Origin of the sequence: Micromonospora sp. NRRL B-16802, from assembly GCF_001279555.1 — a bacterium.
GTDB lineage: Bacteria > Actinomycetota > Actinomycetes > Mycobacteriales > Micromonosporaceae > Micromonospora > Micromonospora profundi.
Map to the genome: position 1 here is coordinate 176,324 of NZ_LGEB01000132.1, position 13,339 is coordinate 189,662.

14 protein-coding genes are annotated in these 13,339 nt (G+C 71.3%); 10 read left to right on the forward strand and 4 right to left on the reverse strand.

Annotation, left to right across the window (positions count from 1 at the left end; translation table 11 throughout):
* Window positions 1-13: 13 nt before the first annotated feature.
* Window positions 14-1,021: a cation diffusion facilitator family transporter gene (locus tag ADK66_RS30075; protein WP_053661311.1), complete on the forward strand. Its 1,008-nt coding sequence runs from the start codon at window positions 14-16 to the stop codon at window positions 1,019-1,021.
* A gap of 55 nt (window positions 1,022-1,076) precedes the next feature.
* Window positions 1,077-2,186, forward strand: a complete 1,110-nt coding sequence (locus ADK66_RS30080) for a DUF3866 family protein (protein ID WP_053661313.1) — start codon at window positions 1,077-1,079, stop codon at window positions 2,184-2,186.
* A 114-nt stretch (window positions 2,187-2,300) separates the two neighbouring features.
* Here the strand turns inward: ADK66_RS30080 and ADK66_RS30085 are convergent, their stop codons facing one another.
* From ADK66_RS30085 to rfbA, 4 genes are all read right to left on the reverse strand, one after another.
* Complete coding sequence (locus ADK66_RS30085) at window positions 2,301-2,492, reverse strand: hypothetical protein (protein ID WP_053661315.1); 192 nt, start codon at window positions 2,490-2,492, stop codon at window positions 2,301-2,303.
* A gap of 67 nt (window positions 2,493-2,559) precedes the next feature.
* Window positions 2,560-3,918 carry a Pup--protein ligase gene (gene pafA / locus ADK66_RS30090; RefSeq protein ID WP_053661316.1) on the reverse strand — a complete coding sequence of 453 codons (1,359 nt, stop codon included), beginning with the start codon at window positions 3,916-3,918 and terminating at the stop codon, window positions 2,560-2,562.
* 68 nt (window positions 3,919-3,986) lie between these two features.
* Window positions 3,987-4,610, reverse strand: coding sequence for a dTDP-4-dehydrorhamnose 3,5-epimerase (gene rfbC / locus ADK66_RS30095; RefSeq protein ID WP_053661318.1), 624 nt, complete (start codon window positions 4,608-4,610; stop codon window positions 3,987-3,989).
* Window positions 4,607-5,494, reverse strand: a complete 888-nt coding sequence (gene rfbA, locus ADK66_RS30100) for a glucose-1-phosphate thymidylyltransferase RfbA (RefSeq protein WP_053661320.1) — start codon at window positions 5,492-5,494, stop codon at window positions 4,607-4,609. Before rfbA ends, rfbC begins: the two co-directional genes overlap by 4 nt.
* 87 nt (window positions 5,495-5,581) lie before the next feature.
* Here rfbA and rfbB point away from each other — a divergent pair, with 87 nt between their 5' ends.
* From rfbB to ADK66_RS30150, 8 genes are all read left to right on the forward strand, one after another.
* Window positions 5,582-6,583, forward strand: a complete 1,002-nt coding sequence (gene rfbB, locus ADK66_RS30105) for a dTDP-glucose 4,6-dehydratase (RefSeq protein ID WP_053661322.1) — start codon at window positions 5,582-5,584, stop codon at window positions 6,581-6,583.
* Between the two features lie 259 nt (window positions 6,584-6,842).
* Complete coding sequence (locus ADK66_RS30115; RefSeq protein WP_053661327.1) at window positions 6,843-7,214, forward strand: DUF2304 domain-containing protein; 372 nt, start codon at window positions 6,843-6,845, stop codon at window positions 7,212-7,214.
* Entirely contained in the window at window positions 7,207-7,908 is a 702-nt protein-coding gene (locus tag ADK66_RS30120; protein WP_053661329.1) for a glycosyltransferase family 2 protein, read from the forward strand. Before ADK66_RS30115 ends, ADK66_RS30120 begins: the two co-directional genes overlap by 8 nt.
* Window positions 7,905-9,215, forward strand: coding sequence for a polysaccharide biosynthesis protein (locus ADK66_RS30125; protein WP_053661331.1), 1,311 nt, complete (start codon window positions 7,905-7,907; stop codon window positions 9,213-9,215). The genes ADK66_RS30120 and ADK66_RS30125 overlap by 4 nt, the downstream gene beginning before the upstream one ends.
* Window positions 9,216-9,764: 549 nt before the next feature.
* Window positions 9,765-10,016, forward strand: coding sequence for a metal-sensitive transcriptional regulator (locus tag ADK66_RS30135; protein WP_369814859.1), 252 nt, complete (start codon window positions 9,765-9,767; stop codon window positions 10,014-10,016).
* 353 nt (window positions 10,017-10,369) lie between these two features.
* Window positions 10,370-11,758 (forward strand): rhodanese-like domain-containing protein, encoded by a 1,389-nt coding sequence (locus ADK66_RS30140; RefSeq protein WP_053661336.1) that lies wholly within the window; start codon window positions 10,370-10,372, stop codon window positions 11,756-11,758.
* Window positions 11,759-11,795: 37 nt separating this feature from the next.
* On the forward strand, window positions 11,796-12,383 hold the full coding sequence (locus ADK66_RS30145) for a rhodanese-like domain-containing protein (protein WP_053661338.1): 588 nt from the start codon (window positions 11,796-11,798) through the stop codon (window positions 12,381-12,383).
* Window positions 12,384-12,455: 72 nt separating this feature from the next.
* Complete coding sequence (locus ADK66_RS30150; RefSeq protein ID WP_053661340.1) at window positions 12,456-13,232, forward strand: sulfite exporter TauE/SafE family protein; 777 nt, start codon at window positions 12,456-12,458, stop codon at window positions 13,230-13,232.
* The last annotated feature ends 107 nt before the right edge of the window (window positions 13,233-13,339 follow it).

Consider the following 13,339-nt stretch of genomic DNA (forward strand, 5'->3'; position numbering starts at 1 on the left):
TAGTGTGGCCCTCATGGCGCAAGCGGGGACGAAGACCGAGAGCGAGAGCGTCGCAACGGTGGTCGTGGCCGGTGCCGCCAACCTCGCGATCGCCGTCGCGAAGCTGGTTGCCGGACTGATCTCCGGCTCGGCGGCGATGCTCTCCGAGGCGGCGCACTCGGTCGCCGACACCACCACCGAGGTGTTGCTCTTCCAGGCGCTACGCCGGGGCGCACGGCCGGCCGACCCCCAACACCCCTTCGGGTACGGCAAGGAAAGCTACGTCTGGGCGTTCTTCGCCGCCATGTTCACCTTCGTGGCCGGTGCCGGTTTCGCCGTCACCCACGGTGTCACCACCATCCTGGTGCACGAGCACAGCGGCGACTACCTGATCTCGTACGTCGTGCTTGCCGTCTCGTTCGTCATCGAGTCCATCTCGCTGGCGCGGGCCGTGCGGCAGGTCCGCCGCGAGTCCCGGCGGTGGCAGACCACACCCCGGCGGTTCCTGCGCCTGACCGCCGACACCACCGTCAAGGCGGTCTTCCTGGAAGACAGCGCGGCGCTGATCGGGCTGCTGATTGCCGCACTCGGCGTCGGTCTTTCCGAGGCCACCGGCGACGAGCTGTGGGACGGCATCGCCTCGATCCTGATCGGGCTGCTGCTGCTGACCGTCGCGGGCATCCTGGCCAGCAACAACCTGTCGCTGCTTGTCGGCCGGTCGGTCCCGGAGCGGCTGCGTCGCGAGATCGAGCACGACCTGGCCGGCCTGCCCGAGGTGGAGCGGATCGACACCCTGCTGACGATGCAGCTCGGCCCGGACGACGTCCTGGTCGCCGCGAAGGTCGACTTCCGCGACGACGCCACCGGCGCGGCCATCGAGGCCACCGCCGACGAGGCCGAACGGCGGCTCACCGGGCGGTATCCGGCGATCCGGTACGTCTTCCTCGACCCGACCCGGTCGCTGCCCGGTGCCGCCGGAACAGCCCGCGACACCCAGGCCCAACCGAGTGAGGACGCCGGCGGCGAACCCGACCCGAGCTGACCGCCCCAGCACCCGGGCGCGGGGCTGCGCGCACGCGCCGCTAGCGTTTCCCGTCATGGTGCGATGGCGGGCGGGGACGGTGGCGGCACTGCGACGGCAGTGGACCGGGGCGGTGGAACTCGACGTCGATCTGCCCGACGGCACACGGATGCGGGCGCTCGCGTACCCCGAACTGGTCGGCAACCCCGAGCCCGGCGACCGGGTGCTGCTCAACGCCGGCGCGCTGCTGATGGGGCTCGGCACCGGCGGGTACGCCCTCGTGGTGGCACTGCCGGACCGGCTGCCGCCGGACCCGCCGGACGTCGGCGACACCCGCGATGCCGGGCACCTCGTCAAGGCCCGCTACACCCCGCTGCAGCCGATCCTGCTCGGCGTCGACGAGGAGGCGTCGCCGTACCGGGATGTGCTGGCCGACGCCGACGACCTGGGCGGGATGCCAGTGGTCACCGCCGACCTGCACTCGGCGCTGCCGGCGATCCTGGCCGGCATCCGGGCCGACGCCCCGCACGCCCGGGTGGCGTACCTGCTGACCGACGGCGGAGCGCTGCCGGCGTGGTTCTCCCGCACCCTCGCCGGGCTACGACGCGAGCTAGCTGGCACGATCAGCGTCGGGCAGTCGTTCGGCGGCGACCTGGAGGCCACCTCACTGCACGGCGGCCTGCTCGCCGCCCGCCACGTGCTCGACGCCGACGTGGCAATCGTGGCGCAGGGGCCCGGCAACCTGGGCACAGGCACCCGCTGGGGTTTCTCCGGAGTGGCAGTCGGCGAAGCCGTCAACGCGATCGCCACGCTCGGCGGCCACGCGGTCGGCTCGCTGCGGATCTCCGACGCCGACGCCCGTCCCCGGCACCGGGGCGTGTCGCACCACAGCCTCACCGCGTACGGCCGGGTGGCGCTCGCCCCGGCGGAACTGGTGGTGCCCGACGACCTGCCCCTGGCGCTGGCCGCCGAGGTCGACGCGGCGCTGGCGCCGCTCGCGGCCCGGCACCGGATCGTGCGGGTGCCCACCGCTGGCCTCGACGCCGCCCTGCGGGCCACCCCGGTGCCACTGTCCACGATGGGCCGCGGCCTCGACGCCGACCACGCCTACTTCCTGGCAGCAGCAGCCGCCGGCCGCCAAGCAGTAACCCACCTCCCCCGAGCCCCGGGAACCCCAACCCCGTAACCCGAACCCCAACCCCAACTTCGTCGATCATGGAGTTGTGGTGGTGGACGAAGGCGGCGAATCGTCAGAACTCAGGCACCACAACTCCATGATCGACGCGCAAGGCGGCGGGGACTACGCGAGGAAGATCAGGGCTAGCCAGCCGCCCACGATGAGGGCCAGGGCCAGGGCCAGCACCCACGTCGGCACTGTGTAGTCACCGCGCCGGTTGCGGTCGATCTCGGCGCGGATCTTCTCCCGCCGCCGCTCGACCCAGTTCTGCCGCGAGCCGCGCTCGGAGCCGTCGGAAGGTCCAGAAGTCGTCATGGCGCGCCCAGCCTACCGGGCCGGTCGGCCCCGCCGGCGGTGACCACCGACGGGACCGGCACGACCGTCACATGCTGGCGATCAGCCGCTCCACCCGCTCGTCGTACGCGCGGAACGGGTCCTTGCAGAGCACTGTGCGCTGCGCCTGGTCGTTGAGCTTGAGGTGCACCCAGTCGACTGTGAAGTCCCGGCGCTTCTCCTGGGCGTGCCTGATGAACTCGCCGCGCAGCCGCGCCCGGGTGGTCTGCGGCGGGGTCTCCTTCGCCTCGAAAATCTCCGGGTCGGTGGTCACCCGGTCGACCTCACCGCGGCGCTCCAGCAGCCCGTAGAGGCCACGTCCGCGGCGTACGTCGTGGTAGGCCAGGTCCAGTTGGGCCACCCGGGGGTGTGACAGCGGCAGGTCGTGCTTGCGCTGGTAGCGCTCGATCAGCCGCAGTTTGCTGACCCAGTCGATCTCCCGGGAGACCGGCTCCAGGTCGCCGGTCTCGACCGCGTGCAGGACCCGGCCCCACAGCTCGACGACCCGCTTGGCGGCCTGGTCGCCGCCCCGGCGCTCGACGAACTCGGTGGCCTTGGCCAGGTATTCCTGCTGGATGTCCAGCGCGCTGACCTCCTTGCCGGAGGCCAACCGGACCTTGCGCCGGCCGGTGATGTCGTGTGACACCTCGCGGATCGCCCGGATCGGGTTCTCCAGCGACAGGTCGCGCATCACCACACCGGCCTCGATCATCCGCAGCACGATGTCGGCGGTGCCGACCTTGAGCAGCGTGGTGACCTCGTTCATGTTGGAGTCGCCGACGATGACGTGCAGCCGCCGGTAGCGCTCGGCGTCGGCGTGCGGCTCGTCGCGGGTGTTGATGATCGGGCGGCTGCGGGTGGTCGCCGAGGAGACGCCCTCCCAGATGTGCTCGGCCCGCTGCGACAGGCAGTAGACCGCGCCGCGCGGGGTCTGCAGCACCTTGCCGGCCCCGCAGATCAACTGCCGGGTGACAAGGAACGGGATGAGTACGTCGGCGAGCCGGCCGAACTCTCCGTGCCGGGACACCAGGTAGTTTTCGTGGCAGCCGTACGAGTTGCCGGCCGAGTCGGTGTTGTTCTTGAACAGGTAGATCTCACCTGCGATGCCCTCGTCGTGCAGTCGCTTCTCCGCGTCGACGAGCAGCCCTTCCAGGATCCGCTCGCCGGCCCGGTCGTGGGCGACCAGGTCGGTCACCGAGTCGCACTCCGGTGTGGCGTACTCCGGGTGCGACCCGACGTCCAGGTAGAGCCGGGCCCCATTGCGCAGGAACACGTTGCTCGACCGGCCCCAGGACACGACGCGACGGAACAGATACCGCGCGACCTCGTCCGGGGACAGCCGCCGCTGCCCGCGATAGGTGCAGGTGACGCCGTACTCGGTCTCGAGGCCGAAGATTCGCCGCTCCATGGTGTGACATTAGCCGCCTGGAGGCCCCGTTCGTCACTGTCACACCACAGGTGGTGTTTCGGGCGTGGTCACATACCGGTTGAGTGCGACATTCCGTCCGGCCCGAGGCTCGCCACGAACCGCCGGCAGTTGTCGTACTCCGGCAGCAGGCCGCTCTCGCGGGCCTGGGCGAGCGTCGGTGCCGCGTCGTCGCGCGCGGACAGCAGCGGTACGTCCGCAGGCCATTCGATGGCCAACTCCCCGTCCAGCGGGTGCACGGCGTGCTCACCTGTCGGGTTGTACGTGGCCGAGCAGAGGTAGCTCAACGTCGCGTCGTCGGTAAGGGCGCAGAAGCCGTGCCCGAGACCCTCGCTGAGGTAGACCGCCTGCCGGTCGGTGTCGTCCAGCCGGACGCCCTCCCACCGGCCGAAGGTCGGCGAGCCCACCCGCAGGTCCACGATCACGTCGAGGACGGCGCCGCGTACGCAGGTGACGTACTTGGCCTGGCCCGGAGGGACGTCGGCGAAGTGGATGCCGCGCACCACACCCCGCGCGGAGACCGACATGTTGGCCTGCGCCAGGCGCAGTGGGTGGCCGACCGCCTCGGCGAGCTTGTCGAAGCGGTACCACTCCATGAACATGCCGCGCGGGTCGCCGTGCTGCTGCGGGGTGATCTCCCAGGCGCCCTCGATGCCCAGCTCGCGGATCTTCATCGTTGCCCCTGCCGCTCGTGCTTCTCGGCCAGCAGGCCGAGCAGATAGTCGCCGTAGCCGCTCTTGGTCAACGGCTCGGCGAGGGCACGCAACTGGTCGTCGTCGATGAGGCCGGCCCGCCAGGCCACCTCCTCGATACAGCCGACCTTCAGGCCCTGCCGCTCCTCGATGACCCGGACGAACTCGCCGGCCTGCATCATCGAGTTGAACGTGCCGGTATCCAGCCAGGCGGTGCCCCGGTCGAGCAGGGTGACGGACAGCTCGCCGCGCTCCAGGTACGTCTCGTTGATCGCGGTGATCTCCAGCTCGCCCCGGGCGCTCGGGGTGAGCTTGCCGGCGATCTCGACGACCCGGTTGTCGTAGAAGTACAGGCCGGGCACCGCGTAGCGGGACTTCGGCCGGACCGGCTTCTCCTCGATCGAGAGCACCCGGCCGTCGGCGTCGAAGTCGACGACGCCGTACGCCTCGGGGTTGGCCACCGGGTAGGCGAACACCCGGCCGCCGACCAGGTCGCTGTGGGCGGCCAACTGCCGGCCCAGGCCGACGCCGTGGAAGATGTTGTCACCGAGGATCAGCGCGACCGATTCGTCGCCGATGAAGTCGGCGCCCAGCACGAACGCCTGCGCGATGCCCTCCGGGCGGGCCTGCGTGACGTACTCCAGCCGCAACCCGAACTGGCTTCCGTCGCCGAGCAGCCGGCGGAACTGGTCCTGGTCCTCCGGTGTGGTGATCACCAGGATCTCCCGAACCCCGGACATGACCAGGGTGGAGAGGGGATAGTAGATCATCGGCTTGTCGAAGACCGGCATCAGCTGCTTGGACACTGCCCGGGTGATCGGCCAGAGCCGGGAACCGGTGCCGCCGGCGAGTAGGATTCCGCGCACCGGGGGAGCTTAGCCGCAACCGGCCGCCGGCATGTCGGTGGTCGCCGCCCCCGGCCGACCGTCCGTTTCGCGTACACTCCTGGACCCGTGAGGATCCTCGTCACCGGCGGTGCCGGCTTCATCGGTTCGGAATACGTCCGCATGCTGCTCGGCGTGCCTGGTGGCAGCGCCTCGGGCGTGCCCGCGGTCGACCCCACCGCCGTGACAGTGCTCGACAAGCTGACGTACTCGGGCAACCTGGCCAACCTGGAGCCGGTGCGCGCCGACCCCCGGTTGCGCTTCGTGCGGGGCGACATCTGCGACCCGGACACCGTCGACGAGGTGGTCGCCGGGCACGACGTGATCGTGCACTTCGCCGCCGAATCGCACGTCGACCGGTCGATCGCCGGTGCCGCACCGTTCGTCACCACAAACGTGCTGGGCACCCAGACGCTGTTGGACGCCGCCCTGCGGCACGGCACCGCCCGGTTCGTGCACGTCTCCACCGACGAGGTGTACGGGTCGATCGACGAGGGTTCCTGGACCGAGACGTGGCCGCTGGCCCCGAACTCCCCGTACTCGGCGTCGAAGGCCGGCTCGGACCTGCTCGCGCTCGCCTACCACCGCACCCACGGCATGGACGTGGTGGTCACCCGCTGCTCCAACAACTACGGGCCGTACCAGTTCCCGGAGAAGGTCATCCCGCTGTTCGTCACCAACCTGCTCGACGGTGGCACCGTGCCGCTCTACGGCGACGGTGGCAACGTCCGCGACTGGCTGCACGTGCACGACCACTGCCGGGGCATCGGGCTGGTCCAGCAGAGGGGTCGCGCCGGTGAGGTCTACAACATCGGCGGCGGCACCGAGCTGACAAACAAGGAGCTCACCGGTCTGCTCCTGGACGCCTGCGGCGCCGGCTGGGACCGGGTCGTTCCGGTCGCCGACCGCAAGGGCCACGACCGCCGCTACTCGCTGGCCATCACCAAGATCAACGAAGAGCTGGGGTACGCCCCGAGCATCGACCTCGCCGACGGCCTGGCGCAGACCGTGCAGTGGTACCGCGACAACCGGGCCTGGTGGGAGCCGTTGAAGGTCGCACCGCCCGCATGACCCGCCTGCTCGTCACCGGCCCCGGCCGTACCATCTGGTCCGGCCTGGGCCGGTCGGTGTCGGCGCCGCACGGCCCGGACTCCGCCCGGAACCGGCCGATTCGCGACGACCGGTCCCCCCGTTCCGCCCCCCGATCGGCGTACAGTCTGCTAGGGAACGGCCGTCGGGCCGCCACGCGTGTGCCACCCCCTGCGGGCTGGCTCACCACCCTGGCCGCCGCGTTCGCCTCCGCCGCTCCACCCGCCCCGTGGAAGGTCGCATGAAGCTCACCCTCGTCACCGGCTTGACCGGCCTGATACTGCTGGCCACGATCGTCGAGCTGCTGCGCCGCCGCCAGCTCCGCGAGAAGTACGGCATGCTCTGGCTCGGCGTCCTGGTGATCATCATCCCGCTGTCGCTCTTCCCCCGCCTGCTGGACAACGTGGCCGAACTGCTCGGCGTCGCCTCCGGCGTGAGCCTGGTGCTCTTCCTCGGCATCGTCTTCCTGCTGCTGGTCTGCGTGCACCTCAGCTGGGAGGTCAGCGCCCTGGAGGAAGAGACCCGCACCCTTGCAGAAGACTTCGCCCTGCTCCGCGCCGAGATCGAGGCGGACCGGGCGGCCCGAGACGAACTGGTGTCGCACGATGGTTAACGGCAAGCGGGTCCTGATCATCATTCCGGCGCTCAACGAGTCCGGCTCGATCGCCGACGTGGTCGGCGAGGTCCGTGGCGAGTTGCCGGGCGTCGACGTCCTCGTCGTCGACGACGGCTCCACCGACCGCACCGCCGCCGTGGCCGCCGCTGCCGGCGCCCGGGTCGCGAAACTCCCGTACAACCTGGGTGTCGGCGGGGCCATGCGGCTGGGCTACCGGTACGCGCGGGACCACGACTACGACGTGGCCATCCAGATCGACGCGGACGGCCAGCACGATCCCCGGTACGTGCCGAAGCTCGTCGACCTGCTCGACGAGACGGACCTGGTGATCGGTGCCCGGTTCGCCGGCGAGGGCGACTACAGCGTCCGCGGCCCCCGCCGCTGGGCGATGGTCATGCTCTCCGGCGTGCTGTCCCGGGTGGCCCGCACCAAGCTCACCGACACCACCTCCGGGTTCCGGGCCGCCAACCGGCGGGTGATCGACATGTTCGCCAGCTGGTATCCGGTGGAGTACCTGGGCGACACCGTCGAGACGCTCGTGCACACCGCCCGGCGCGGCTACACCATCCGTCAGGTGCCGGTGGCCATGCGCAAGCGGATGGCGGGCACCCCCAGCCACTCGCCGGCCAAGGCGATGATCTACCTCGGCCGCGCCTTCGCCGTACTCACGTTGGCGCTCATCCGCCGGTGATCCGGCGGATTCTGAGTCTGGTCCCACCGGGCACCCTCGCCGTCGGCGCGGGCCTGGCCCTGCTGGGGCTCGCCTCCTACGTCCACCTGGCTGTCGCCGGGCACAGCCTCACCAAGGCGGACTACTCGTCGCTGTCGGTGCTCTGGTCGATCGTCTTCACCCTGGGCATCGGCCTGTTCATGCCCGTCGAGCAGGAGGTCGCCCGGCTCGTGGCCGGGCGGCACAGCCAGGGCCTGCCGCCCGGACCGGTGCTGGCCCGCGGGGCTGCCCTGGCCCTCGGCCTGCTCGTGGCCATCGTCGCGCTGATCATCGCCGCCCGGGGCCCGCTCACCGACCGGTTCTTCGCCGGCGACAGCCGCATGGTCACCGTGCTGATCGGGTCGCTCGCCGCGCTCGCCGTCGCGCACACCACCCGCGGTGTGCTCTCCGGCCTGCAACTGTTCCCCTGGTACGGCACCCAGCTCGGCGTCGACGGCGGTCTGCGCATCGCCCTCGTCGCCGTGCTCGGCCTCACCGGGGTCACCTCCCCCGTGTGGTTCGGCGCGGTGCTGATCGTCGCCCCGCTTGTCGGTGTGGCACTCACCGCCCCGCCGGTGCTGCGGGCCATCGGCGGCGGCGTCCCGGTCGCCTGGGCATCGTTCCTGCGCGGCCTCGGCCTGCTCATCGTGTCCAGCCTGCTCTCCCAGGTCGTGGTCAACATCGGCGTGATCAACGTCAAGGTGCTGGACCCGTCCGACGTCGCCACCGCCGGCGCGCTGCTCTCCGCGCTCGTCCTGGTACGAATCCCGCTGTTCGTCTTCGCCTCGTTGCAGGCATCCCTGCTGCCCGGCCTCGCCACCACCGCCGCCACCGGCGACCGCGCCGGCTTCCACAGCCTTCTGCGCCGGGCACTGGGCGTGGTCACCGCACTCGCCCTGGCCGGCGGCGTGGTCGCCGTGCTGCTCGGCCCGTGGCTGGTGCAGACCCTCTTCGACGCGCCGGCCGTCCTGGGCCACGGTGACTTCGCCTGGCTCTCGGTCGCCACCCTCGCCTACCTGTGGGCGATGGTCCTCGGTCAAGGACTGCTCGCCCTCGACCGGCACCGGGCGCAGGCCGCCGCGTGGGCCGTGGGCGTGGCGGCGCTTGTCGTCGCCACCCTCGCCCCGGTCGCCACCACGCTGCGGGTCGAACTCGGTTACGCGATCGGCTCCGCCGTGGTCGCCGCCACGATGATCGTCCTGCTGCGCGCCCGCACCTCCGGTGTGGGTTCCGTACCGTCGCCCGAGGTGCGGGAGGCTGTCACGCCGGGAGTGACCGGAGGGGCATGACCCCGGTGCCATCCCGCCGGCGGCGACTGCCACCTGCGCGGTGGCGAACGCGGCCGGTGCCGTCCCGGCTCAGCGTGGTCATGCTGGCCTACGGCGCCGACCCGTAGGTCCTCGACGCCGCCCGTGTGGTGCTCGCCAGCGTGCCGCCGCGTCCTGAGTCCCGTGATCGACTCGCTTTCCTGCAAATCGGGGTGTCCCAGATCCTCCGATGCCCCGGCTTGCAGGAAGGCGAGTCGATCGTGGCTGGGCTGCGCCGAGTGCCGACGCGCGACAACGAGTACGACCTGTACATCAAGCACGGCTTCCCGAACGCCATACGGTGGGCGATTTCGTCGGTTCGCCGACGCCGGGCCGGGGCCGCCCGACGCCGGGCCAGGGCCGCCGGAAGGTGGATCTGGGTGCGCCCGGATGGGGGCGGGTGACGCCCAGCACCGTCGCGGGCGGAACACATACCCCCGGGGGTATGTTGGATCCAGGCAGTAGGGTTTGGATATACCCCCCGGGGTATCCTGGCGAAGGAGGTGGGTGCGCATGGAGATGGGTCCGATCATGCTGAAGGACGCGCTGACCCGACTGAAGCGGGCGCAGGGGCAACTCGGCGCCGTGATCGCGATGATCGAGAACGGTGACGACTGCAAGCGGGTCCTCACCCAACTGGCCGCCGTTTCCAGCGCTGTCGACCGGGCAGGCTTCAAGATCATCGCCACCGGCATGCGGGAGTGCCAGGCTGCTCGCGGGCGCGGCGAGGAGCCGCCGATGAGCGAGGAAGAACTCGAAAAGCTGTTCCTGGCCCTCTCCTGACCTACGGAGACGGAGGACGACCGGTGCATTCCAGGTCACCCGGGGTATCCGCTGGCGGATGCCACCTGCGCGACAAGGGCTGAAAGAGCCGCACCAGCACGGCGAGACGGGGCACAACGGCCAACCAACCCGCCGCTGGGTGAAACGCGCCGATCGACGCAGCCGCCCCTCGAGGTGCCCGTCCTGGCGACTGCGTGCCCTCGCGGCGGGCTGGTCGCCGTACACCCGCTGGGCTGACGACAGACCCCGGCGCCGGCTGGCCGATCGCCCCGCGGCCCGGCTCGCCCGCGGCCCGGCTCGGGCCGAGACCGGCCGCTTACCTACCTACCGCAACCGAACGAGGAGATAGAGCAGTGACGGACCTGAGTGTGGAGGTCGTGCAGACCTCGTCCCTGGGAGACCGCAGCTATCTTGCCCACGACGGCGAGGTGGCGATCGTCGTCGACCCGCAACGCGACATCGACCGTCTCCTGGCGCTGGCCGGCAGTCTCGGCGTACGCATCACACACGTCGCCGAGACCCACCTGCACAACGACTACGTCTCGGGAGGGCTCGCCCTCGCCCGGCTCACCGGCGCGACGTACCTGGTCGCGGCCGACGACGAGGTCGACTTCGAGCGGCGGCCGGTCACCGACGGTGACACGATCACGGTGTCGGAGCGGATGCGGCTGCGGGTCGTGGGCACCCCCGGGCACACCTTCCACCACCTGTCCTACGTCCTCGACGGCGACGACGGCCCGGTGGGTGTGTTCACCGGCGGCTCCCTGCTGTTCGGCACCACAGGCCGCACCGACCTGCTCGGCAAGCAGCACGCCCACACCCTCGCCGAGCGTCAGTACGCCTCCGCGCACCGGCTGGCCGACCTCCTGCCCGACGGCGCCCAGGTGTGGCCCACCCACGGCTTCGGCAGCTTCTGCTCCGCCACCCAGTCCGACGCCCCCGAGTCGACAATCGGCCGGGAACGCACCGCCAACCCGGCGCTGCGCCTGGAGGCCGACGACTTCGTCAAGCAGACCCTCGCCGGGTTGGACGCCTACCCGGCCTACTACGCGCACATGGGTGCCCGTAACACCGCGGGCGCCGACCTCGTCGACCTCACCCCGGTCGCCGTCGCCGACCCGGCCGCGCTGGCTCAGCGGATCGCCGACGGGGAGTGGGTGGTCGACCTGCGCGCCCGCAAGGCGTTCGCGCACCGGCACCTCACCGGCACCCTGAGCTTCGGCCTCGACGGCCCGATGTCGACCTGGCTGGGCTGGATGGCACCGTGGGGCGCACCGATCACCCTCCTCGGCGACAGCGAGCAGCAGGTCGCCGACGCGCAGCGGGAACTGGCCCGCATCGGGATCGACAGGCCCGCCGCCGCAGCCACCGGCAGCCCCGAGCAGTGGGCCGCCGACGACGACTCCCGACTGTCCACCCTCACCACGGCGTCCTTCGCCGACCTCGCCGCCGCCCGCGCCGGCAACTCCGGCCTGCCCGCCGCCGACGTGGTGCTCGACGTACGCATGACGAACGAATGGCGTACCGAGCACATCGACGGCGTGACCCACATCCCGCTGCCCGACCTGCCACACCGGCTCGACGACGTACCGGCCGGCACGGTGTGGGTGCACTGCGGCTCCGGCTACCGGGCAGCGATCGCCAGCAGCCTGCTGCAACGAGCCGGCCGCGAGGTCGTGCACATCGACGACTCCTACGCCGTCGCCGCTGACGCCGGCCTGCCCACCGTCCCCGGAAACTGACCCCTCCCCCGAAACCGAATAGGAGCAACAGCACCACATGACCACGCCCACAAGCACCCCGGCCAGCCTCGACGTCGCCGCCCTGCAGGACCTCATCGGCACCGGCCAGGCACCTCGACTGATCGACGTGCGTACCCCTGCCGAGTTCGAGAGCGCGCACATCCCCGGCGCCTACAACGTGCCGCTGGACCTGCTGCGCGAGCACCGCGACGAACTCCGCGCCCACCTCGACGAGCAGGTCGTGCTCGTCTGCCGCTCCGGGCAGCGCGCCGCCCAGGCCGAGCAGGCTCTCGCCACTGCCGGCCTGCCGAACGTACGGGTCCTCACCGGCGGCATCAACGCCTGGCAGGCCGCTCACGCACCGGTCACCACGGGCACACCCCGCTGGGATCTCGAACGGCAGGTCCGCCTCGTCGCCGGCAGCATCGTCCTGGTCGCTGTGCTCGTCAGCGCCCTTGTCGAGCCGGTCAAGTGGGTCGCCGCGTTCATCGGCGCCGGCCTCACCGTCGCCGCGCTCACCAACACCTGCGCCATGGGCATGATGCTGGCCAAACTCCCGTACAACCGTGGCCCCCGCACCACCGTCGACCAGGTCGTCAGGGCCCTCGCCACGGACCAGCGGTAGCGCCATGCGCTGTCGGTGCAGCAGCACACGTTCCCGGCCGACCGGCGCGGGTCGGCCGGGAGCAGGTGACGCATGATCGCCGCGATCGGGTTGGGTGCCCTCGTCGGCGTCCTGCTCGGCCTGCTCGGCGGGGGCGGTTCGATCCTGGCCGTCCCCGCCCTCGTCTACGGTGCCGGCCTCACGCTCGCCGCAGCGGTCCCCACGTCCCTGCTCGTGGTCGGCGTCTCGTCGGCCACCGCACTGCTCCCCCGGCTGCGAGCCGGCCTGGTGCGGTGGCGCCTGGCCGCCGTCATCGGCGGCACGGGCGCAGCGGCGACGTTCGCCGGCGCCGCCGTCAACCGGCTCCTCGACCCCCGCGTCGTCCTCGGCGGCTTCGCCGCCCTCATGGTCGTCGCCGGCCTACGGATGCTGCGCGACACCGACGACTCCGGCGGCGACTGCGCCCTGCCCGGTGGCGGCATCAACTGGCGTGGCTGCCTGCCCAAATCTGTCGCCGCCGGCCTCAGCGTCGGCTTCCTCACGGGCCTGTTCGGCGTCGGCGGCGGCTTCCTCATCATCCCCGCGCTGGTCCTGCTGCTCGGCCTGACCATGCCGACCGCCGTCGCCACCTCACTGGCCATCATCGTCATCAACTCCGCCGCCGGCTTCGCCGCCCACCTCGGCGACGTCGCCCTCGACTACGGCATCACAGTGGCGTTCACCGCAGCGGCCATCATCGGTTCGCTGGCCGCCGGCCGGCTCGCCACCCGGCTGCCCACCCACCGGCTGCAACGCGCCTTCGCCTGGCTCGTCTTCGCCGTCGCGGCGTTCGTCGCCACCCAGGCGCTCGTCAACCCCGCCCCGGCCTGACCGGCCGAAGTTCCCAGGCGGGGGTACGTGCCGCAGGACGTTCATCCTCGTCAGAGGGACGTCGGCGCCGTCCTGGGTAACAATCACCAGCGCAGGCGGCAGCGCTT

Bases quoted from the DNA above. Each gene is read 5' to 3' on its own strand.
- ADK66_RS30135 (WP_369814859.1), top strand. From the start codon at position 9,765: ATGCTGAAGGACGCGCTGACCCGACTGAAGCGGGCGCAGGGGCAACTC.
- ADK66_RS30145 (WP_053661338.1), top strand. From the start codon at position 11,796: ATGACCACGCCCACAAGCACCCCGGCCAGCCTCGACGTCGCCGCCCTG.
- ADK66_RS30120 (WP_053661329.1), top strand. From the start codon at position 7,207: ATGGTTAACGGCAAGCGGGTCCTGATCATCATTCCGGCGCTCAACGAG.
- pafA (WP_053661316.1), bottom strand. From the start codon at position 3,918: ATGGAGCGGCGAATCTTCGGCCTCGAGACCGAGTACGGCGTCACCTGC.
- ADK66_RS30150 (WP_053661340.1), top strand. From the start codon at position 12,456: ATGATCGCCGCGATCGGGTTGGGTGCCCTCGTCGGCGTCCTGCTCGGC.
- ADK66_RS30075 (WP_053661311.1), top strand. From the start codon at position 14: ATGGCGCAAGCGGGGACGAAGACCGAGAGCGAGAGCGTCGCAACGGTG.
- ADK66_RS30080 (WP_053661313.1), top strand. From the start codon at position 1,077: ATGGTGCGATGGCGGGCGGGGACGGTGGCGGCACTGCGACGGCAGTGG.
- ADK66_RS30115 (WP_053661327.1), top strand. From the start codon at position 6,843: ATGAAGCTCACCCTCGTCACCGGCTTGACCGGCCTGATACTGCTGGCC.
- ADK66_RS30085 (WP_053661315.1), bottom strand. From the start codon at position 2,492: ATGACGACTTCTGGACCTTCCGACGGCTCCGAGCGCGGCTCGCGGCAG.
- rfbC (WP_053661318.1), bottom strand. From the start codon at position 4,610: ATGAAGATCCGCGAGCTGGGCATCGAGGGCGCCTGGGAGATCACCCCG.